Source organism: Serratia sp. X3 (assembly GCF_014982455.1).
Lineage (GTDB): Bacteria > Pseudomonadota > Gammaproteobacteria > Enterobacterales > Enterobacteriaceae > Serratia > Serratia ureilytica.
On the sequence record NZ_JADCNB010000001.1, the window covers coordinates 403,562 to 423,067 of the forward strand.

At 59.0% G+C, this 19,506-nt stretch carries 19 protein-coding genes; 11 read left to right on the forward strand and 8 right to left on the reverse strand.

Annotated elements, in window-relative coordinates:
* Nucleotides 1-17: 17 nt before the first annotated feature.
* The 5 genes from IMX17_RS01965 (at nt 18) to dhbA (ending at nt 3,642) form a co-directional block, all read left to right on the forward strand.
* Nucleotides 18-308 (forward strand): nucleotidyltransferase family protein, encoded by a 291-nt coding sequence (locus IMX17_RS01965; RefSeq protein WP_182264191.1) that lies wholly within the window; start codon nt 18-20, stop codon nt 306-308.
* Nucleotides 305-676, forward strand: coding sequence for a DUF86 domain-containing protein (locus IMX17_RS01970; protein ID WP_182264192.1), 372 nt, complete (start codon nt 305-307; stop codon nt 674-676). Before IMX17_RS01965 ends, IMX17_RS01970 begins: the two co-directional genes overlap by 4 nt.
* A gap of 34 nt (nt 677-710) precedes the next feature.
* Nucleotides 711-1,403 carry a 4'-phosphopantetheinyl transferase superfamily protein gene (locus IMX17_RS01975; RefSeq protein ID WP_193549713.1) on the forward strand — a complete coding sequence of 231 codons (693 nt, stop codon included), beginning with the start codon at nt 711-713 and terminating at the stop codon, nt 1,401-1,403.
* A gap of 189 nt (nt 1,404-1,592) precedes the next feature.
* Nucleotides 1,593-2,783 (forward strand): isochorismate synthase MenF, encoded by a 1,191-nt coding sequence (locus tag IMX17_RS01980; protein ID WP_046896443.1) that lies wholly within the window; start codon nt 1,593-1,595, stop codon nt 2,781-2,783.
* A 100-nt stretch (nt 2,784-2,883) separates the two neighbouring features.
* Nucleotides 2,884-3,642 (forward strand): 2,3-dihydro-2,3-dihydroxybenzoate dehydrogenase, encoded by a 759-nt coding sequence (gene dhbA / locus IMX17_RS01985; protein WP_039565253.1) that lies wholly within the window; start codon nt 2,884-2,886, stop codon nt 3,640-3,642.
* Between the two features lies 1 nt (nt 3,643).
* Here the strand turns inward: dhbA and rarD are convergent, their stop codons facing one another.
* Nucleotides 3,644-4,522, reverse strand: coding sequence for an EamA family transporter RarD (gene rarD / locus IMX17_RS01990; protein WP_046896444.1), 879 nt, complete (start codon nt 4,520-4,522; stop codon nt 3,644-3,646).
* Between the two features lie 139 nt (nt 4,523-4,661).
* Here rarD and alkB point away from each other — a divergent pair, with 139 nt between their 5' ends.
* The gene (gene alkB, locus IMX17_RS01995) at nt 4,662-5,309 is read left to right on the forward strand and encodes a DNA oxidative demethylase AlkB (RefSeq protein WP_033643703.1); all 648 of its coding nucleotides are present in this window, start codon (nt 4,662-4,664) and stop codon (nt 5,307-5,309) included.
* On the opposite strand, the gene IMX17_RS02000 is transcribed toward alkB, so the two are convergent.
* A complete protein-coding gene (locus IMX17_RS02000; RefSeq protein WP_046896445.1) occupies nt 5,292-6,227 on the reverse strand; it encodes a LysR family transcriptional regulator in 936 nt (311 codons plus the stop codon). The two genes, alkB and IMX17_RS02000, sit on opposite strands and share 18 nt — an antisense overlap.
* 85 nt (nt 6,228-6,312) lie before the next feature.
* Between IMX17_RS02000 and IMX17_RS02005 the strand changes: the two genes are divergently transcribed.
* Entirely contained in the window at nt 6,313-6,942 is a 630-nt protein-coding gene (locus IMX17_RS02005; RefSeq protein ID WP_060660523.1) for a hypothetical protein, read from the forward strand.
* 5 nt (nt 6,943-6,947) lie between these two features.
* On the opposite strand, the gene IMX17_RS02010 is transcribed toward IMX17_RS02005, so the two are convergent.
* Entirely contained in the window at nt 6,948-7,190 is a 243-nt protein-coding gene (locus tag IMX17_RS02010) for a hypothetical protein (RefSeq protein WP_046896447.1), read from the reverse strand.
* A gap of 319 nt (nt 7,191-7,509) precedes the next feature.
* On the opposite strand from IMX17_RS02010, the gene IMX17_RS02015 reads away from it, so the two are divergent.
* Nucleotides 7,510-8,265: a glycosyltransferase family 2 protein gene (locus tag IMX17_RS02015; protein ID WP_046896448.1), complete on the forward strand. Its 756-nt coding sequence runs from the start codon at nt 7,510-7,512 to the stop codon at nt 8,263-8,265.
* A gap of 110 nt (nt 8,266-8,375) precedes the next feature.
* On the opposite strand, the gene IMX17_RS02020 is transcribed toward IMX17_RS02015, so the two are convergent.
* The 3 genes from IMX17_RS02020 to IMX17_RS02030 all read right to left on the reverse strand — a co-directional run bounded on the left by IMX17_RS02020 (nt 8,376) and on the right by IMX17_RS02030 (nt 11,835).
* Nucleotides 8,376-10,016, reverse strand: coding sequence for a Na+/H+ antiporter (locus IMX17_RS02020; protein WP_193549280.1), 1,641 nt, complete (start codon nt 10,014-10,016; stop codon nt 8,376-8,378).
* 262 nt (nt 10,017-10,278) lie between these two features.
* The gene (locus tag IMX17_RS02025; protein WP_154219870.1) at nt 10,279-10,452 is read right to left on the reverse strand and encodes a hypothetical protein; all 174 of its coding nucleotides are present in this window, start codon (nt 10,450-10,452) and stop codon (nt 10,279-10,281) included.
* A 495-nt stretch (nt 10,453-10,947) separates the two neighbouring features.
* Complete coding sequence (locus IMX17_RS02030) at nt 10,948-11,835, reverse strand: helix-turn-helix domain-containing protein (protein ID WP_193549281.1); 888 nt, start codon at nt 11,833-11,835, stop codon at nt 10,948-10,950.
* 696 nt (nt 11,836-12,531) lie between these two features.
* Between IMX17_RS02030 and IMX17_RS02035 the strand changes: the two genes are divergently transcribed.
* Nucleotides 12,532-13,380 (forward strand): helix-turn-helix domain-containing protein, encoded by an 849-nt coding sequence (locus IMX17_RS02035; RefSeq protein ID WP_342157634.1) that lies wholly within the window; start codon nt 12,532-12,534, stop codon nt 13,378-13,380.
* 707 nt (nt 13,381-14,087) lie between these two features.
* On the opposite strand, the gene IMX17_RS02040 is transcribed toward IMX17_RS02035, so the two are convergent.
* Nucleotides 14,088-16,007 (reverse strand): sigma-54-dependent Fis family transcriptional regulator, encoded by a 1,920-nt coding sequence (locus IMX17_RS02040; protein ID WP_182264196.1) that lies wholly within the window; start codon nt 16,005-16,007, stop codon nt 14,088-14,090.
* A 280-nt stretch (nt 16,008-16,287) separates the two neighbouring features.
* Between IMX17_RS02040 and ssuD the strand changes: the two genes are divergently transcribed.
* Together ssuD and IMX17_RS02050 are read left to right on the forward strand one after the other, a co-directional pair.
* Nucleotides 16,288-17,460 (forward strand): FMNH2-dependent alkanesulfonate monooxygenase, encoded by a 1,173-nt coding sequence (gene ssuD, locus IMX17_RS02045; protein ID WP_193549282.1) that lies wholly within the window; start codon nt 16,288-16,290, stop codon nt 17,458-17,460.
* Entirely contained in the window at nt 17,460-18,839 is a 1,380-nt protein-coding gene (locus IMX17_RS02050; RefSeq protein WP_193549283.1) for an FAD/NAD(P)-binding protein, read from the forward strand. Before ssuD ends, IMX17_RS02050 begins: the two co-directional genes overlap by 1 nt.
* Nucleotides 18,840-18,867: 28 nt before the next feature.
* On the opposite strand, the gene IMX17_RS02055 is transcribed toward IMX17_RS02050, so the two are convergent.
* Nucleotides 18,868-19,503 (reverse strand): flavodoxin family protein, encoded by a 636-nt coding sequence (locus IMX17_RS02055; protein WP_193549284.1) that lies wholly within the window; start codon nt 19,501-19,503, stop codon nt 18,868-18,870.
* Nucleotides 19,504-19,506 lie beyond the last annotated feature (3 nt).

The window sequence follows — 19,506 nt, forward strand, 5'->3', positions numbered from 1 at the left end:
AACGGGGAGATAAAACCATGCGACCATCCATTGTTCTTGCAGAACATCGCCAGGCGATCCGAAAAACGGTTGGGCTGTTCCCTGCGGTCAATCCGCGTATTTTCGGCTCGGTGCTGCATGGCACCGATCGGGAGGGCAGTGATTTGGATCTGTTGGTCGATGCGTTGCCGGGCGCCACGTTGTTTGATCTGGGGGGGCTGCAGTCGGAACTGGAAGCGCTGCTGGGCATACAGGTGGATCTGCTGACGCCGCTCGATTTGCCGCCGGCCTTTCGCCAGCAGGTTTTGGCGGAGGCCCAGCCGGTATGAAAGATGCGCGGTTGGTCGATTATCTGAGCCACATGCAACAGGCGGCGCAGGATGCCTGCGATTTCGTTGATGGCTTGGCGGTGGTAGATTTTATCGAAGATAAACGCACTCAGCAGGCGGTCATTATGAGCCTGATTATTATCGGTGAAGCCGTGACGAAAATCATGGATGGCAGCCCCGCGTTTACGCAACGCCATCCTGAAATCCCTTGGCGAAACATGCGCGGCATGCGTAATCGCATTGCGCACGGTTATTTTGATATCAACCTTGAAGTGGTCTGGGCGACGGTGCAAACGGCGTTGCCGGAACTGCTTACACAGCTGGTGGCGGTACGCCAGGATGCTGAGAAGTTAAACGACGGTGATTAAGCTTTCTTTGGGCAGTGACTCTGATTCCTGCCGGATCCCCACTTTTATCCGCAATATCGAATTTTTCACGCCGGACGGCTATCCGGGCCAGGTGGCGCGCTGCCAGTTTGCGCTGGCGGAGTATCGCGACGACAGTTTTCCCGAGGCGGGCTTTGCGCTGCCGGACCACCTGGCGCGCGCGGTGCCGAAACGCCGTGCGGAGTATCTGGCCGGGCGTGTGCTGGCGCGGCAGCTGCTGGCGCCGCTCGGTTTCGCCGACTTCACCCTGGCGCGCGGCGAAGATCGCGCGCCGCAGTGGCCGCCGGGCATCGCCGGGGCGCTGAGCCATAATTCGCATACCGCGCTGTGCGTCGTACACCGAGAGAGCGGGCTGGGCGGCGTTGGGCTGGATGTGGAGACGCTGCTGTCCGTGGCGCGAGCGGAGGAGCTGTGGAGCGCGATCGTTTCACCGGCGGAGCGCGAGACGTTGCTGGGCGAAACGCTGCCGTTCAACGAGCTGCTGACGCTGACGTTTTCCGCCAAAGAGAGCCTGTTCAAAGCGCTTTACCCGCAGGTGCGCCGATATTTCGATTTTCTTGATGCGCGGATGGTGGCGGTGGATGCGCAGCGGCAGACGTTCGAATTGGCGCTGCTCACCACGTTGACGCCGCATTGCTGCGCCGGACGGCGTTTCGCCGGGCGGTTTTGGCGCGAAGGTGACGATGTCACGACTTTTATTTTTTGCTAAAACACAATAATAACAGTGTGTTATTTCTTGTTGGGGCGTAACGCGAATTTGCCGCGGCGTGCGGCAAGATTCATTCATCGGAGATTGACCGACGGTGGGGATCCGGTGTAATTTACCCACCCTTTACAGCTAATGATAATTATTCGCATAAACATTATCATTGGTGAGGCGCAACAAAGGAGTGGTCTTGTGGCGACACTGACGACAGAAAACCAAACCTTCTCCGGGTTTGAGTACGCCGAACAATCGACCTTTTTGTACCGGTCAGAATTCCGTTCCCTCTCCGCCCACGGCGTGTTTGAGCGTATCGAGACGCCGGCGTTCGGCGGCGAGCAGGAAGGCAGCGCGCTGGCGCAGCATATTCGCCAGGCGCTGGCGCGCGCCAAAGCCGCCGGCCAGGCGGCCCCGGTGGTGGTGGGCGCCATTCCGTTCGACACGCGCCGGCCTTCCTGCCTGTATATACCAGAAGAAAGCCGATTCGTCGCCAACGACAGCTTTATCCGCGCCGCGCGCCCGATGCTGCAACAGCCGCATCGCCTGGTCGCCTGCACCAGTATTCCGGACGAGCCGCGATTCAAACACGCGGTCGCGGAAGCGGTCAGCCGCTTTAAACAAGGCAAGCTGGACAAGGCGGTGCTGTCGCGCATCCTTGATATCGAGCTGGAACAGCCGGTGGCCGGCCACCGGATCCTCAATAACCTGATGGTGCAGAACCCGACCGGTTACCACTTCTCTCTGCCGCTGGCCGATGGCAGCGTGTTGATCGGCGCCAGCCCTGAACTGCTGATCCGCAAGCAGGGCGGCGAGATCCACACCAATCCGCTGGCGGGCTCGGCGCGCCGGCAGGACGATCCGCAGCAGGATCGCCTCGGCAGCGAGCGCCTGATGCGCTCGACCAAAGACAAATACGAACACAAGCTGGTGATCGACGACATTCGTCGGCATCTGGCGCCGCTGTGCGCCACCCTGAGCGTGCCCAGCGGCCCGTCGCTGCTCAGCACCGGCACCATGTGGCACCTGTCCACCCGCATTCGCGGCGAGTTGCTGAATCCGGATCTCAACGTGATGCAGCTGGCCTGTCTGCTGCATCCGACGCCGGCGCTGTGCGGCTTCCCGACCGAAAGCGCCCGCCAGCTGATCGCCGCTCTGGAACCGCACGATCGCGGCTTGTTCAGCGGCATCGTCGGCTGGTGCGACGCCAACGGCGACGGCGAGTGGGCGATCGTCATCCGCAGCGGGCTGCTGCGCGGCAACCGGGTGCGGCTGTTCGCCGGCGCGGGCATCGTCGCCGCCTCGACGCCGCAGTCCGAATGGATGGAAACCACTGCCAAACTGGGCACCATGCTCAACGCTTTCGGCCTGAACAGCGGCGCGCTGTAGGCCTCTTTGCGGCGCAGTCCGCGCCGCGTCATAGCCTTTCGCAGGAGATAACGATGAACAACAACATGACCCGGCGGTGCGCCCGGATGGCGGTGCGCGCATGAGCATTCAGATGGATTTCACCGGCAAACGCGTGTGGGTGACCGGCGCGGCGCGCGGCATCGGCGAGCAGATCGCCCGCCACTTTTTAACCCAGGGCGCCGAAGTGGTGGGGTTTGACCGAGAATTCGCCAATCCGGATCTGCCTTACCCCTGCGTGACGTTGGACATCAGTCGGCCGGAGCAGGTAGAGGCGGTGTGCCGCCAACAGCTGGCGGAGAACCCGCGACTGGACGTGTTGGTCAACGCCGCCGGCATTCTGCGCATGGGCAATACCGAAGATCTGAGCGTGGATGACTGGCACCAGTGCATCAACGTCAACGCCTCGGGGGCGTTTTACCTGTTCCGCGCCGTGCTGCCGCACTTCAAGGCGCAGCGCAGCGGGGCGATTGTCAGCATCGGCTCCAACGCCGCGCACGTGCCGCGCGCGCAGATGGCGGCCTACTGCGCCTCCAAGGCGGCGCTGACCAGCCTGAACCACTGCGTGGGGTTGGAGATGGCGCCGTTCGGCGTGCGGTGCAATCTGGTGTCGCCGGGCTCGACCGACACGCCGATGCAGCGCGGCATGTGGCAGACCGACGATGCGCAGCAACGCACCATCGCCGGCTTCCCCGAGATGTTCAAGCTGGGGATCCCGCTGGGTAAAATCGCGCGTCCGGACGAAATCGCCAACGCGGTGCTGTTCCTGGCCTCGGATTTGGCCAGCCACATCACCATGCAGGACATCGTGATCGACGGCGGCGCCACGCTGGCCGCCTGAGTCAGACCCGCTGGCGGCGCAGCAGGTGCCGCGCGCCCTCCGCCGCCAGCAGCAGCACCGCCAGCCAGATCGCCAGATAGGTTGGCCATTCGCTTTGGCTGATGCTCTCGCCGAGCAGCAGCGCGACGAGCACCAGCAGCACCGGTTCCACATAGCTCAGCAGGCCGAACAGGCTGAACGGCAGCATGCGGCTGGCGAGGATGTAACACACCAGCGCCACGGCGCTGATGATGCCGAGCAGCGGAATGCGCCAATACAGCTCGGCATTGATCTGCAGCGCCGCCGCGCCGCCGTCGCCGAAGGCGAACCAGGCCGCCGCCGGCAGCATCAGCGTCAGCTCGCACCACAGGCCGCCGAGATTGTCGGTGCCGAAACGCCGCCGCAAAATAAAGTAGAGCGGATACCCCAGCGCTACCACCAGTGTCGGCCACGATACGCCGCCCGCCTGATACAGCTCATTGCTCACCCCCGCCACGGCGCACGCCACCGCCAGTTTTTGCAGCAGCGACAGCCGATCGCGGTAGATCAAACGGCCCGCCAGCACCATGGTCAGCGGCAGCAGAAAATAGCCGAGCGACACGTCGAGCGCCTTGCCGTGCAGCGGCGCCCACAGGAACAGCCACAGCTGCACTCCCAGCAGCGCCGAGGTGAGCAGCAGGCCCAGCAGACGCGGCGGCCGTTGGCCGATCCCGACCAGCGTGTCGCTCACCTTGCGCCAATCGCCGGACAGCGCCATGAACAGCGTCAGGAACGGCAGCGTCAGCAGCGTGCGCCAGCCGTAGACCTGTTCGCCGTTCAGCGGGGTGAGGGTAGAGGTGAAGTAATACATCGCGCCGAACAAGATGGAGGCGACGACCGAAAGAGTGATGCCCTTAATCACACGCATTCCTGGTGAGTGATTGATTTTATGGCGGCTACTGTAGAGAAATTTGCCGCCAACGACAATGGCGCAGCCGGGCGCTGGACAATCGGCAGCGGCGGGTTACAATGAGTACTGTGTATTCATACAGGTTTTGGCGATGACAATCGATCTTTTTGAAGACGCGCTGCCGCCGCCGTGGCGTGAAGAGATCGCCCCCGGCGCGGTGGTGATGCACGGCTTTGTGCGCGATCACGGGCCGGCACTGCTGGCGGCGGTGCAGGGCGTGGTGGCGCAGGTGCCGTGGCAGCATTTGACCACCCCCGGCGGGCACGTGATGTCGGTGGCGATGAGCTGGTGCGGCAACGGCTGGACCAGCGACAGCCGCGGCTACCGCTATTCGGAACGCGACGCGCGCAGCGGCAAACGCTGGCCGCCGATCCCGCCTATTCTGATGGCGTTGGCGGACGAAGCCGCGCAGCAGGCGGGCTTTGGCCCCTTCGTGCCGGATTCCTGTTTGATGAACCGTTACGATCCGGGCAGCAAGCTGTCGCTGCATCAGGATAAAGACGAGCACGACTTCGGCGCGCCGATCGTCTCGGTGTCGCTTGGGCTGCCGGCGGTGTTTCAGTTCGGCGGCCTGCAGCGCAGCGATCGGGCGCGGCGCATCCCGCTGGCGCACGGCGACGTTGTGGTGTGGGGCGGCCCGTCGCGGCTCTGTTTCCACGGCATCCTGCCGGTCAAGGAAGGCTACCACTCGCTGGTGGGGCCGCACCGCATCAACATCACGCTACGCAAGGCGCTTTAGCTGCGGCTCCTGCGCCAGGCAGGCGACGAGATAGTCGATAAACACCCGCAGTTTGGGCGGCAGATACTGGTTGGGCGCGTAAAGCAGCCACAGGCCGCCGTGATAGCTGCTGAGGAAATCCCATTCCGGCAACACCTGCACGATCTCGCCCTCGTCGAGCGCCTGGCGGGCGGTAAAATACGGCAGGCTGCCGATGCCGATATGCCGTTTCACCGCGTCCAGCCGCACGCCGGTGTGGTTGGCGGCGTAGCGGCCGCGCACGTTGACCGTCACCGTTTTGCCGCTGCGGCGGAATTTCCATTGCGCGTCGCTCGGCGTTTCTCCCAGATAGATGCAGCTGTGCGCCGCCAGATCGTGCGGATGCTGCGGCGTGCCGTGCTGCGCCAGATAGTGCGGCGTGGCGCACAGCAGGTGGTCTATTCGCATCAGCTGACGGCCGATCAAGCCCGGTGACGGGCGATCGGTAATGCGCAGCGCCAGATCGACGCGGTCGTCGATCAGATCCATATAACGATCTTCCAGCCGCAGCCGCACGTCCACCTTCGGGTAACGCCGCAGAAACTCCGGCATGTGCGGATGCAGCACGAAACGGCCTACCGCCTTGGGCACGCTGACGCTGACCAGTCCTTCGGGCTCCGCGGCGCCGCGCCCGCCGAGCGCCATCACCGCGTCGGCCGCCGCCAGCAGGGTGCGGCAGTGTGCAAACGCCTCTTCGCCGCTTTCGCTCAGCCGCAGTTTACGGGTGGTGCGATGCAGCAGCTGCAGCGCCAGCGCCTGTTCGAGCTTCGCCACGCTGCGGCTGACGGCGGAAGGTGAAGCGCCCAGTTTGCGGGCGGCGGCGGAAAAGCTGCCGCTCTCCACGACCTGGACGAAAACGGCCATTTCGGCTAACAGCGCGTAAGAAAGATTTGTGCTCATGACGCAAAGGTCCATTGTGATGGCGACGGATTATGCTTCGATTATGACATGAATATAATGGCGCTTCGAACCGAGGAGAAAAATGATGACCGAGCGACGTTATTACTACAGCGACGATTTACAGGGCCAGGCGCAGGTATTGAGCTGTGAGCCGGCCGAGGCGGGCGCTTACGCCGTGGAACTGGACGCCACGCTGTTTCACCCGCAGGGCGGCGGGCAGCCGGCCGACGTGGGAGCGTTGAACGGCGTCGCCGTGCTGCGGGTGCAGCAGCAGGGGGATAGGGTGTTGCACTATACCGCGGCGCCGCTGCCGATCGGGCCGGTCAATATGCAGGTCGACGAAGCGCAACGCCGGCTGCACGCCCGCTGGCACTCCGGCGGCCATCTGATCGGCTGGCTGGGGGAAACCCGCGGTTGGCGGCCGGTGAAAGCGCATCATTGGCCGGGAGAAGGGCGCATCACGTTCACGCCGGGGCCGGACGTACAGACGCTGGAGGCGGCGTTTTTACACGCGGAGCTGGCGCGCCTGATCGCCGCCGATTTGCCGCGTCGCCAACAGGCGGTGGACGGGATGCGCCAGATCGGTTTCGGCGATCTGCCCGCCTACGGCTGCGGCGGCACGCATGTCGCCACGCTGGGCGAGGTGGGCGCGATCGCGATTACCGGCGTAAAGATGAAGAAAGGGCAGCTGATCGTGCAGTATGCGCTGGAATAAAAGCGTCAGCGTCCGGCCTGCCGCAGCTGGGCGCAGAAGGCGCACTGGCATCCCGCCACCGGTACCGCCTCACAGCGGCCGATATTCACCGGCTGGGCATCCATAGCGTGAAAGCCGTAAAACAGATTTTCGATGTTCTGTTCCGCCGCACGCGCCTGTTCGGTGCGCGGCTCGGGCACTTTTGACTGAAACGCCGCAGCCTTGCCGGCCAACAGGCTGAGAAACAGCAGCGACAGCTGGATTTTCATCGTCGTCTTCCCTTTGCTTTTTTTGATACGTTATAACAAAACCAAAGCGCCGCCAAGCGCCGCTCTCGCGTTCGGCACCCGCCGGCGCGTGAGCCGGTGCGGTGAACGCCTGAGCTAAATTCGTATTACTCGTTGATTTTATTGAAATTGATGAAATAGTCAGATGCCATCATCCAGGGCATGACAGGGCAGCCAATATTCTAAATACTTAATTGAAGAGGCGCTCGGGGCAGGAGAAGCGCTTTGGGCGCGCGCTTTTGCACGGCGCGCCCGCCGTTTTTGGCATGGACTGCATTTTCTCAGTGTCGTGGATTGTAAAATGGATTTTTGTAACCGGATTTCCGTGTGTTTATTGACGTTTAATTCATCGCGCCTACTGCGTGACGTGTTGCAACCTGTGGCGGCGTTCGCCGATGAAATCATCGTGGTGGATTCGGGCAGTACTGACGGCACGTTGGCCATTTGCGACGACTTCAATATCAAGCCTCTTTATCACCCGTTTGAAACCCATGGCCGGCAAATGAATTTCGCCATATCCCGCGCGCGACATGACTGGGTTTTGTGCCTGGACAGCGATGAGATCATGGATGATGAAGCGGTCGATGCGATGCGGCTTTTCAAGCGCACCCCAGGCCCCGACAAAAATAACGCCTATCGCATTCGTCGCGATTGGTTTGTGTTGGGACAGGCGGTCAGAACGCTTTATCCCGTCTCGTCACCGGATTTCCCCATTCGCTTTTTTCATCGCCAGGTGGTGAAGTTCAATGATGCGCCGGTAGATGATGCGGCGGAAGGGGGCGTATCCACCTTGATACTGGCCGGGCACGTTAAACACGACACTTTTTTCTCAATCGAGGAAGTGTTTGCCAAGCTGAACAGCTATACGGCGCGCGTGGTGAAATACAAGGCGATAAGGCCATCGATTCTCCGAGGGGTGATTAGCGCCATCGGCGCATTTTTCAAGTGGTACATTTTCAGCGGCGCCTGGAAAGCGGGCCGGGTCGGGGCCGTGACCGGCGTTTACGCGGTGTCCTACAGCTTTTTGAAGTATTTCAAGGCGTGGTACCACAGATAGCCGAACGGCGGGCGTGGCGTGAGCTCCCGTTCGATTGCGGCGCGCGATTGCGGCGTTGGGCCGGCAACCGCGCGCCGAAGGCGAGGGGCGAACCGCCTTCATCTCCTCGTTTAAACGCTGTCTTCAGCGATCAGCACCTCAGTAATATCAATGCGATGCAGCAGCTTTCTCTGTTTCTCATGGCTGATTTTCTTCATGCGGCGCAGCCGGTACAGCTCTTCTCTTTCCGCGTGCAACGAGGCTAAGTACAGCTGCTTTTCCAGCCGCTTCAGCGCCACGATATTCTTAATGTCTTCTTTGGTCAGAATTTTACGTTGCAGCACGTCCAGCATCCGCCGCGTCGTTTCTTCAATCAGTTCCGGCGTGGCGTCGTCCGGCGGGGCGACGAGCAGCTTTTCCTTGGTTTCGTTGACGGCTTTGGTCGCCGCGCTCGCCAAGGCTTCTGAAACGGAGAAAGCCTCTTCCTGATCTTCTTCCGGCGGCAGATTGCCGCGCAACAGGAAGGGCAGCGTGACGATGCCGACGACGATCGACAGCAAGATGACTCCCGAGGCGATAAACACCAGCTGATACCGCCCCGGGAATGGCGAGCCATCCAATAGAAACAGCGGAATTGACAGCACGCCCGCCAGGGTCACCGCCCCTCGCACCCCGGCAAAGGCGGCGACGAACAGATCGCGCGTGCTGAATTTCGAAAAGAACAGCGGATCTTTGCGCATCAGGGTCGCGCTGCTGACTTTCATCAGCCACAGCCAAATCAAACGCACGGCGATCAAACTAAAATAGATGATCACCACGTAAGCCAGCAGCGTCTCCAGGCTGATGGAATGATCGATACCGGTTTGCGCCACGGTGAAGTTCAAGATGCCCGGCAGCTGCAGCCCAAGCAGAATAAACACCATGCCGTTAAACACGAACTCGAGCATTTCCCAAATATTATTGGTACGTAAACGCACCAGCGGCATGCTGCGATTCACTTTGGATTGGCCAATCATCATGCCGGCGCTGACGGCGGCCAGGATGCCGGATACGCCGATTCTTTCCGCAATCAGATAGCAGGAAAAGGGCAGTAACAGCGAGAAAATAATCTGGGTGGCGGAATCGTTATACATCCATTTATGGATGAACTTAACCATTTGATTATAGAGAAAGACAATAATGATGCCGCACAGCACCCCGCCAATCGAGACCTGAAGAAAGGTCAGAAAGGCGCTCTCTAGGGTAAACGCCATCGCGCCGAGCGCGACAGCGATGGAGAAGTTGAGGGAAACTAATCCGGAGGCGTCGTTCATTAGCGCCTCCCCTTCGATCACGCTCATCACGGGTTTGGGCATGCGTCCTTTACCGACGATGCCGGACAGCGCCACGGCGTCCGTTGGCGACAGAACGGCGGCCAGGGCAAACGCGGCGGCGAGGGGGATTGACGGGAGCAGGAAGTGAATCAGATAACCCACCCCGACGACCGTGATGATCACCAGCACCAGGGCCAGACAAAGGATTTCTCTGCCGTAATGGATGAACTCTTGCGCCGGCGTTTTCCAACCGTCGGCGAACAGCAACGGGGGAATAAACAGCATCAGGAAAAGCTCGGGATTGAAGTCGATATGCAACCCAAACTGCGGCCAGGCCAACACGGCGCCAACGATGATTTGCATCAGCGGAAGCGGGATCTGGAAGGGCAAGATGCGCGTCACGACGCCGGACAACGAGACGGTGAGCAATAAGATCAATATGGTGAAGAATGTTTCCATCGCGAACCTTTTGTGGATTTAATTTTTCTCACCGTTATCAAACGGTTTTTCTGCAGGATTTTTATTTAATACCGGGTTGTAACCGTCTCGCAGAGAGACGGTTTTTGTTGCGCTGGGCAATCCGATATTTTATTGCAGTGATAAGCGCATTGAATGAAAGAGCCTCTCTGGACTAATTATTTAGAGTGATGATGAATGCGGAATTGCTTTTAATCACGAGGTTGCGTAGAGGTTTACCCTGCGTTGAGTTCAGGGTGAAACGTCATTCTTTATCAAGCCGGTGTCGATAGAAGCGGCGAAAAAAATGATTCAATGCCATTCTTTCCCCATCGACATAGACAATATAACCTTTCCCGCGTTCGCCGACGGTGACTTTTTCAACATTCACATTGGGATAGTGTTTTTTTAGGTTTTTAGACCATACTTGAATACTCATAATTCTATTTTCCTGACGCGCTTTATTCTTGTTTAAGGCATATTGATAGCACCCGTAAAAATAAGTCTCGTGGAAATAAAATATCGTCACTACCTGGGGATGTCTACAAGCGTGCGGGCGGGATAAAGTGAAAAATGCCGGTTGCGCTTAGGCGGGGTATTTAGCGCAAACATAATAAAAACAATAAGTTATACAATCGGTCGCACAAAAAGCAAATTTGGGTAACGTATTGATATGTAAGGTTTTGGTACGTAAGTCATATCGAAGAGGACGCTTAACGGATAAGCGGTGATTCCTTGTGGGGGCGAGAAAATCTCATCTTGGCGCGATCTTCAGGGAGATGTTGACGTATTTTCCAATTAGATAAGTCTTAAAATTGGCGCTTTGCGGCGAGTGGGTAATGAGTGGTTTTGAGTGTGAATTCATCATAACTCTTTATTGTTTAATATAAATGATTACCCTTTTTAATAAATTGCTACGCCGATAATGACAGGGTTACCGCGCTGGCCCTGGCGCTACCTCTTTCTCTCTGTGCTTGATAGGGAAGACAATGGGGATATAGGTCTTCATCTCTATTGTGTCGCCGCCTTTGGGGGTGATAATTTCAATGAGAAAGCGATCGATCATGCCAACTTTATTTATCGGGAATGATTTGGTGTAGATACTTTGCGTGAATTTTTGCGCCTCATCGCTTGCGCCGTCAAAACAGAACTCTGCATAAAGTTGCATGTCTTTTTTTCCCTGGGCGTCGGCCAGAGAGGCAAGCACGCTGCCAAGACAGTCTTCTTCAGAAATATAGAGGGTCTTCAAATAGATGCTGACGTAATTCTCTTTCTTGATGCTCGCGCCAAAATTGAAGAAGTTAATCACGCCGCTATCCGTTTTTTTCATGTTATCAATTGCCGCCAATCGCAGCGCGGAAACCGCAGGATGGAAGTGATCTATCTCTGCATCAACGCCATCCCCTGAATCGTCGAAAAATTTTGGCAGGTGTACATAGCGATGCTCGGGAATGCCGTCGAGAAACAGCAATGGGATGGCGGAGGACACGTCCCACGATTTACTTTTGCGATACTGCATCGGCGAGGTTCTGAATTGCTTGCGAAACGCCCGTTCAAAGGATTGATATGACTGAAAGTTCAGCGCTTTAACGATATCGGAAATAGAGAGGTTCGTCGCTTTCAACATAAATGCGGCGCGAATGAGTTTTCTGCCCCTCACATAGCTCCCGAAAGTCATCCCTGTTTCATCTTTAAACGCTTTTTGGATATGCCCGCGTGAATATCCGCTTTTTTCTGACAGCATCTCAACGGTGAGCTTCTCATTGAACCCACTTTCTTCCACCCAGGCGAGCAGCTCCTCAATGACTTTGGTTATAAACATGCAGGAGCTCCCTTTTAGTTATCTGCCTAATGGTTGCGTTGGGTAAAATAACGCGTTATCGATATTCAGCGATAAGCCCCCAATTCATCCGATCTTTTAGGCAATATCCTGAGTATAGAACGCTTGCAATATTAACGCGGTGAATTAAAAAAAATGTACTTAAAAGTGTCATTTACCAAATAGCAGCGTATGGCGAAGAAGGAGAAAGTGCAGGGATACATTTTGAGTGTGTTAATTTATTGATTTTTATGAGGTTGTGTGAGTGGGTTAAGGTGGGTGGAGCACATTTTTTGCTCATTGATAGATAAAAACTCTATATGGCTGTCAATTTATTGACAGTAACATCTTTTCGAATCGAAATAATTAACTATTCTATGTTTAAGAGTGGGTGGTTAAACGGCAAATAGGCCAGGCAGGGGATTGCGCAATTAAATAATGGTTAATCCAAGGGGGTATCAAGGATAATGACATTCAGGGAGGAGTATGAGGGGGTATTTTCACGAAAAATAGCGTTTGCTATTTATCTTCTGGCTGTGGCCTGCGTTTTTTGAGGCAGAATAAACGCTGAGCGTTGTTCTGTCTTGGCGTCCGTGGTTTATCAGCGTTTTTCCACACGACTTCTTTGTGAATCTCATCTTGTGCGAGAGGTGAATCGGCATCTTTCGCCCTGGAAATGATTTTTGTGCAACGTGATGCGTGGATATATTTGAACGGATATGGGAATGCCATTCTTCGAAAAAAAGCAAGCCGGACAGATTTTGGTTCCGCAAGAAGAGAGATGCATTCAATAATAAAAATAGCAAGATGACAGGCTTTACTATGGATTGTTCTAACAAGTTCAGACGCAATATTTTAGATGAGATAATCGCTATCATTGAAAAAGCCATTGATACACAAAGCCATGTATCAATAAGGGCGCTATCCATTAAGTCAGGGTATTCCATCGGGCATTTACAGCGGATGTTCTATTTGTATGAAGGGATGAAGATAGGGACCTATATCAGAAAGCGCAGACTAAGCCGCGCGACGTTATTGCTGAAATGTACCGATATGAAGATCTATGAAATCGCGTTGCTCTCCGGATTTAGTTCTCAGCAATCATTTAGCCGTGCATTTTCAAATCAATTCGGTTGCCCGCCGAGAACATTCAGAACCCTGCGCGATTGGCCTTTTCTCAATTATCAACCGATTATTGGCTTCGATAAAGAGCCTTTCCCCAGCAGCATCGTGTACTTGAATTTGCATGAGTATTACGAGAAAAAAAGGATCGTGCAACTGCTTTCGCCGGTAATCAGCCGGGGGCAGATGAAGGTAAACGTAAAGAATCCAATAACCTGTAGCCTGTACAACGCATCGGCAAAGTACATTGCGATCAGACGCAATGAAAAAAAGATGAGCGAAAACGAGTTCATCCTATCGCTCTATGAGGGGGTGTTGGCTTCCCTGGATATCTTCATCACGCAAAGCGTAATCTTTAAAATTCACGATCACTGCCCAGGTGAAAAGGAAAACGTCAGCATGTGGTATTTCATCCCGATAAAATGAGCTTTGTTTATCGCGCGCGGCAGAAGGTTGCCTGATCACAACGGAAAGCTTGGGTTATGCCATCGATATTTTGATGGCGCCCTCCCCATAAGCCTGTTTCAACCAACGGAACGGTTGGCGAGGAAGAAAAAAACCGACCGCGAGGGTCGGTAAGCATGGGGTATTCAATAGGTATGACAACACTACAATTAAATAATAGCGCGCGTTGGGGTTTTGTCTTTACCGAAAAGTGTTATCTCACGGAACAATGGACTCGGCATGCGCGCATCCTCTTTGCCAATAAGACGTGGGGCCTGCGACGCGCAGGCGTCATGAAATGAAGATAAAAAAAGCCGGCGATTAACGCCGGCCAATGAAACATCGACAATCTCTCTGAGATGCACGGCCCTACACGGGAAATAAGGCCATGCAGTTGCTATGTAACCCTGCCTGGTGCGCTTTTTTTTACCAAAAAGCGATATTTTTGGCAGGGGAGGCGGGGAAATAAAAAAGCCGGTCGTGACGACCGGCGAATGCGAAAATAACAGGGTAACGTTAATTGAAAGTGCACATAAAATGATAGCGAATTAATCATAGCACTGACATCGGCGGTATATTTTACCTAAAAATGTCTTTGCGGCATTGGCATTACCGCCCGGCTCCGACGGCGGAATGAGTTTGTGCGCAGAGGAGAAAGGGCGGCCGATACTGTGCCCTCCGAAGCCAGGCTAAGATCCCAGCGGCCAAACCGCCTCGCGCACGGCGATCGCTTTGGGCAACAGCCCCAGGGCGTAGAAGCGGTCGGCGATGCTTTGCTGCTGGCGGATCACCTGCACATCCATGGCGCGGATCTCGTGGCTGCGGCGCGACAGCGCGAGTTCCAGCGAGGCGCTCGCCAGCCCCAGTTCGTCGGAAAGGTGACGAGCGGCTTCTCTCGGCTGCGCGGCAATGTAGCGGCCGGTGTGCTGCAATGCTTGCATCAGCGGCTGCAACAGATCGCCCGAGCGCTCGGCGAACTCGCGGCGCGCCAGATAGAATTGCTGATTGAGCACCCGTTGGGTGCCGTCGGCGATCACGCGCAGTTCCCCGCTGCGCTGCGCGTCGCTGAGCAGCGGATCCCACATCATCCAGGCGTCCACCGCCTGCAGGTCGGTCGCCGACAGCGGATACTTCGGCGGCGCATAGACGATGCGCACATCGTTCAACGTCAGTCCCTGTTCGTCCAACATCTGCAGCAATAAATAGTGCACGTTGGAGCCTTTGTTGAGCGCGATGCGTTTGCCACGCAGATCGGCGGCGCTGCGTATCGGGCTGTCTTGCGGCACCACCATCGCCACGCTTTGCGGCGCCGGCGGCTCAAACCCGACATACACCAGCGCGTTGCCCTGCGCCTGGGCGAAGATCGGCGGCACTTCGCCGGTGGTGCCGAAGTCTATTTCATCGCCGTCGAGTGCGTGCAGCAGCTGCGGCCCGGCGGGAAACTCGCTCCACAGTACGCTGATGCGCTGTGCGGCGAAGTGCTGTTCCAGGCTTTGCCGCGCCTTGAGCACGCCGAGGTTGCCAAATTTTTGATAGCCGATGCGCAGTTCGCGTTCGGGCAGCGGCGCTGCGCTGATGGCCGGCGAATGTGCGGGCGCGCCGACGCTGCGGCGGCGCGGTTTGATCAGGCCAAGATGCGCCAAATGGGTGCGCAGGGTATTGCGGCTGACGCCGAGCAAGGCCGAGGCCTGCAGCTGGTTGCCGCCGCTGCGTTCGAAGGCGTTGCGCACCAGCGCATCCAGCACCCGTTGGTAGAGCTGGGTAGCGTCGCCTTGCAACTGCTGCTGCACGAAGCGATCGATGGCGTCGTCACCGCCGCCGCCGTGATCCGTCAGGCGTTGCGTGAGCCGCAGTTGCTGCGGGGCGATCGGCCCCCCCTGGCTCAGTAAGACCGCATTATGCAGCGTGTTCTCCAGTTCGCGCACGTTGCCGGGCCAGGGGTAGTCCAGCAGCGCCTGCTGTGCCTCTGCCGTCAACTGCAGCGGCGGCCGTCCCAGCCGGCGGGCGTACAGCGCAAGAAAATGTCTGGTCAGCGCCGGAATGTCCTCCGGCCGCTGGCGCAACGGGGGTAAGGCCACCGCCGCGACGTTCAGCCGGTAATAGAGATCTTCGCGGAAGCGCCGTTGGCGGATTGCGCCGGCCAGATCGACGTGGGTGGCGGCGATGACCCGCACATCGATCTTCAGCGGCTTGCGCGAACCGACACGGGTGATTTCTCGTTCCTGCAACACGCGCAGCAGCTTGACCTGCAGCGACAGGTTGAGTTCGCCGATCTCATCCAGCAGCAGGGTGCCGCCTTCCGCCGCTTCGAACCAGCCCTGATGGGTGCCGACGGCGCCGGTGAAGGCGCCTTTCTCATGGCCGAATAATTCGGCTTCCGCCAGGCTTTCCGTCAGCGCGCCGCAGTTGACCGCCAAAAAAGGGCGATGGCGGCGCGCGCTGTGGTGGTGCAGATAGCGCGCCACCACCTCTTTGCCGGTGCCGGTTTCACCGACGATCAGTACGGTGGCGTCGGTGGGGGCCAGCCGATCGAGCACGCTTTGCAGAGCGAGCGACGCCGGGTCGATCAGCACCGGTTTGTCGGCGGCGAACGGTTGGGGATCGTACATGGGCGTCTCCTAGCTGACGGCGAAGGGGGAAAAAAATCTTATCCCAGCCCATGAGCGGCCGCGAGAGGGGAAAAGGCGCACGGTGCTGCATTGGCAACAGCTTTTCGCCGCCGCTTGCTGCCAATGCAGCAGCGTTTGGGCGGTGATATATTTTCAACGTATTGATATATATTGATTTTTAAAGTCCGCCACTGTGGCATGCATCCTGCTTTTCGTTTTATAACCAAGCAAGATTTTTCTATCGATAAATATTGAGAATAGTTATATAGGAAAAGCATAAATGACTGAGTCAGCGAAAGAACGCATCAACGTTTTCTGGTTTCTGCCGACCCACGGCGATGGCCGCTATCTGGGCACGGCGCAGGGCGGGCGCCCGGTAGACCTGCCTTATTTGCAGCAGGTGGCGCTGGCCGCCGATAACCTCGGCTATTACGGCGTGCTGATCCCAACCGGTAAAAGCTGCGAGGATTCCTGGCTGGTGGCGGCGGCGCTGGCGCCGATCACCCGTCGGTTGCGCTATCTGGTGGCGGTGCGCCCCGGCCTGCAGCCGCCGAGCCTGGCGGCGCGCATGGCCGCGACGCTGGACCGGTTGTCGGACGGGCGCCTGCTGATCAACGTGGTGACCGGCGGCGATCCGGTGGAAAACAAAGGGGATGGCATCTTCCTCAGCCATGCCGAACGCTACGAGGTGACACAGGAATTTCTCACGGTGTATCAACGGCTGCTGCAAGGGGAGAAGGTGGATTTCAGCGGTAAGCATATTCGCGTCGAAGGCGCCGAATTGCTGTTCCCGCCGGTACAGGAAAACGGCCCGCCGCTCTATTTCGGCGGCTCCTCGCCGGAAGCGATCGACATCGCCGCCAGGCAGATCGACACCTACCTGACCTGGGGCGAGCCGCTGGCTCAGGTGGCGGAAAAGCTGGCGGCGGTGCGCCAGCGCGCCGAGCGGCAGGGACGTAAACTCAGCTACGGCATTCGCCTGCACGTTATCGTGCGCGAAACCGAAGACGAAGCCTGGGCGGCGGCCGAGCGACTGATCGCGCATCTGGATGACGACACCATCGCGGCGGCGCAGCAGATCTTTGCGCGCATGGACTCCACCGGCCAGCGCCGCATGAGCGAGCTGCATGGCGGCTCGCGCGAGAGTCTGCGCATCGGCCCCAACCTGTGGGCCGGCGTCGGCCTGGTGCGCGGCGGCGCCGGCACCGCGTTGGTGGGCAATCCGCAGCAGGTGGCGGCGCGCATACGCGAGTATCAGGCGCTGGGCATCGACAATTTCATCCTTTCCGGTTATCCGCATCTGGAAGAGGCCCACCGCTTCGCCGAACTGGTGATGCCGCTGTTGCCGCTGGCGCAGCCGGCCCATCAGACGGCCCGCACGATCAATACCGGCCCGTTCGGCGAAACCATCGGCGGCGATCGTCGTCCCAGCCCGGCGCAGCGGGAGGGCTGATGGCGAAGCGTGCCCATATTATCGTTATCGGCGGCGGTTTCACCGGCGCGGCGCTGGCGATCCAGCTGGCGCGCGGAGCGGTGGATGTCACGGTGATCGAACCGCGCGCCGCGCCGGGCTATGGCGTGGCCTACTCGACCACCGAACCGACCCATCGCATCAACGTCCCGGCCGATCGGATGCAGCTGGCGGATGAACCGGCGGGGGATTTTGACCGCTGGTATCGCCTGGGCGGCGGATTGGTGGCCGATCCGCAGGCGTTGTGGCGCGACGGTAAAGCCTATCCTCAGCGCGGCGCCTTCGGCCGCTATGTCGAGGAACGTTTCCATCAGGCGGCGCAGTCGGGCCGGGCCCGCTTGCGGCACCTGCGCGATCGGGCGCTGCACCTGCAGCCGCAGGCGCAGGGCGCGACCGTTATCACCGCCGGCGGCGAACGGCTGTGGGGCGACTATGTGGTGTTGGCGACCAGCCATCCGCCGCCCGCGCTGCCGCGGCAGATAGCCCCGGAGCTGGCGCGCGATGCGCGTCTGATCGCCAATCCCTGGGCGGCGGAGGCGCTGGACGAAGTTGAACCCGGTGAGGCATTGGCGATCGTCGGCACTGGGCTGACGATGGCCGATACGGTGGCGGCGTTACACCGCCGCGGGCATCGCGGGCCGATTACCGCCTTCTCTCGTCACGGCCTGCTGCCGCGCTCCAATGCTGAAGGGGAGTACCCGACATGGTCGTTTGCCCCGCCCGCCGGACTGCGCGATGGGGTGCGGCAGATGCGCCTTGAGGTGGCGCGCGCCGCTCGGCAACGGGTGCCGTGGCAGGCGGTGTTGGACGCAGTGCGCGCCCAGGGGCAGCGCCTGTGGCAAGCATTGACGCCGGCCGAACAGCAGCGTTTTATGCGGCATTTGCGCGCCTATTGGGACGTGCATCGCTATCGCCTTGCGCCGCAGGTGAGCACGCTGCTGGCGGAGCAACAGGCGGCGGGCACGCTGCAGATATTGGCCGCTCGTTTGCGGCGGGCGGAGCGAACGCCGCAGGGCGTAAGGTTGACGATTCTGCCGCGTCAAGGCGCAGAGCGGGCGCTGCAGGCGCAGCGGCTGCTGATCACCACGGGCCCGGCCCATGCCGGCCTGATCGCCGCCAGCCCCTTGCTCCATTCACTGGCGGGGCAGGGGGCGCTGCGCGCCGATCCGCTGGGGCTGGGGCTGTGGGTCAATGCCGACAGCCAGGCGATCGGCGGCGACGGCCTGGCCAACCCGCGCCTGCTGGTGGCCGGCCCGGCGGCGCGCGGCCGCTTCGGCGAACTGATGGGGCTGCCGCAGGTGGCGGAACACGCCCAAAGCGTCGCGCGTCATCTGCTGGCGGCGATCGCCGCCGGAGGGTGATGGCGCGGTTTGCCGGCAGACTCAAGCGTTAGTCCGCCCACACCTGCGTGCTGCGCGGGCTGTCCATCTGATAATCCGAATAGGGGCGAGTGAAGAACTCGCGCCCCAACTCGCGGGCGGCCCGCAGCGGGTTGCGCGGATCGCGGGCGATCTCGCCGCGCTGGTTGCCGGCGCCGTGCACCAGCCCGACGAAGGCGGAATGGGTGTAGCGGCTGAACTCCTGGATCTGATGCACGATGCCCAGCGCCGCGCCGGGGTAGGTCTCTTCCGACGCCACCGCCAGCCCGATGCGTTTGCCGCTCATGCGTTGCTGCACGTCCGCCGCCTGAGGGTAGGCATTGGAATAGAAGCTGAATGAGCGATCGAAAAAGGCCTTGGTTTGCGCCGACATGCCGTACCAGTATATCGGCGTGCAAAACACCGCGCCGTCGGCCGGCAGGAAGTGCTCCAGGAACAGCTCGGCGTAGCGATCGGCCGGCGCCGGCGTATGGCGTTCATCGCTGAGAAAACCGCTCAGGTAATCGTCGAGAAAATGCAGGCTGGCGACGGTGCCGGCTTCGGCGGCGCCCGCCATGATCGCCTGCGCCAGCGTGGCGCTGTTGCCGTCGCGGCGCGGGCTGCCGACCAGCACTGCCAAACGCTTGGGTTGATGAGTTGCATTCATGTC

Excerpts from the sequence above, each read along its gene's own strand:
- IMX17_RS02020 (WP_193549280.1), bottom strand. The coding sequence starts at position 10,016 with ATGGAAACATTCTTCACCATATTGATCTTATTGCTCACCGTCTCGTTG.
- IMX17_RS02025 (WP_154219870.1), bottom strand. The coding sequence starts at position 10,452 with ATGAGTATTCAAGTATGGTCTAAAAACCTAAAAAAACACTATCCCAAT.
- IMX17_RS02000 (WP_046896445.1), bottom strand. The coding sequence starts at position 6,227 with ATGAGCACAAATCTTTCTTACGCGCTGTTAGCCGAAATGGCCGTTTTC.
- IMX17_RS02040 (WP_182264196.1), bottom strand. The coding sequence starts at position 16,007 with ATGTACGATCCCCAACCGTTCGCCGCCGACAAACCGGTGCTGATCGAC.
- IMX17_RS02055 (WP_193549284.1), bottom strand. The coding sequence starts at position 19,503 with ATGAATGCAACTCATCAACCCAAGCGTTTGGCAGTGCTGGTCGGCAGC.
- IMX17_RS02010 (WP_046896447.1), bottom strand. The coding sequence starts at position 7,190 with ATGAAAATCCAGCTGTCGCTGCTGTTTCTCAGCCTGTTGGCCGGCAAG.
- IMX17_RS02050 (WP_193549283.1), top strand. The coding sequence starts at position 17,460 with ATGGCGAAGCGTGCCCATATTATCGTTATCGGCGGCGGTTTCACCGGC.
- alkB (WP_033643703.1), top strand. The coding sequence starts at position 4,662 with ATGACAATCGATCTTTTTGAAGACGCGCTGCCGCCGCCGTGGCGTGAA.
- IMX17_RS02005 (WP_060660523.1), top strand. The coding sequence starts at position 6,313 with ATGACCGAGCGACGTTATTACTACAGCGACGATTTACAGGGCCAGGCG.
- ssuD (WP_193549282.1), top strand. The coding sequence starts at position 16,288 with ATGACTGAGTCAGCGAAAGAACGCATCAACGTTTTCTGGTTTCTGCCG.
- IMX17_RS02015 (WP_046896448.1), top strand. The coding sequence starts at position 7,510 with ATGGATTTTTGTAACCGGATTTCCGTGTGTTTATTGACGTTTAATTCA.
- IMX17_RS01970 (WP_182264192.1), top strand. The coding sequence starts at position 305 with ATGAAAGATGCGCGGTTGGTCGATTATCTGAGCCACATGCAACAGGCG.
- dhbA (WP_039565253.1), top strand. The coding sequence starts at position 2,884 with ATGAGCATTCAGATGGATTTCACCGGCAAACGCGTGTGGGTGACCGGC.
- IMX17_RS01965 (WP_182264191.1), top strand. The coding sequence starts at position 18 with ATGCGACCATCCATTGTTCTTGCAGAACATCGCCAGGCGATCCGAAAA.
- IMX17_RS02030 (WP_193549281.1), bottom strand. The coding sequence starts at position 11,835 with ATGTTTATAACCAAAGTCATTGAGGAGCTGCTCGCCTGGGTGGAAGAA.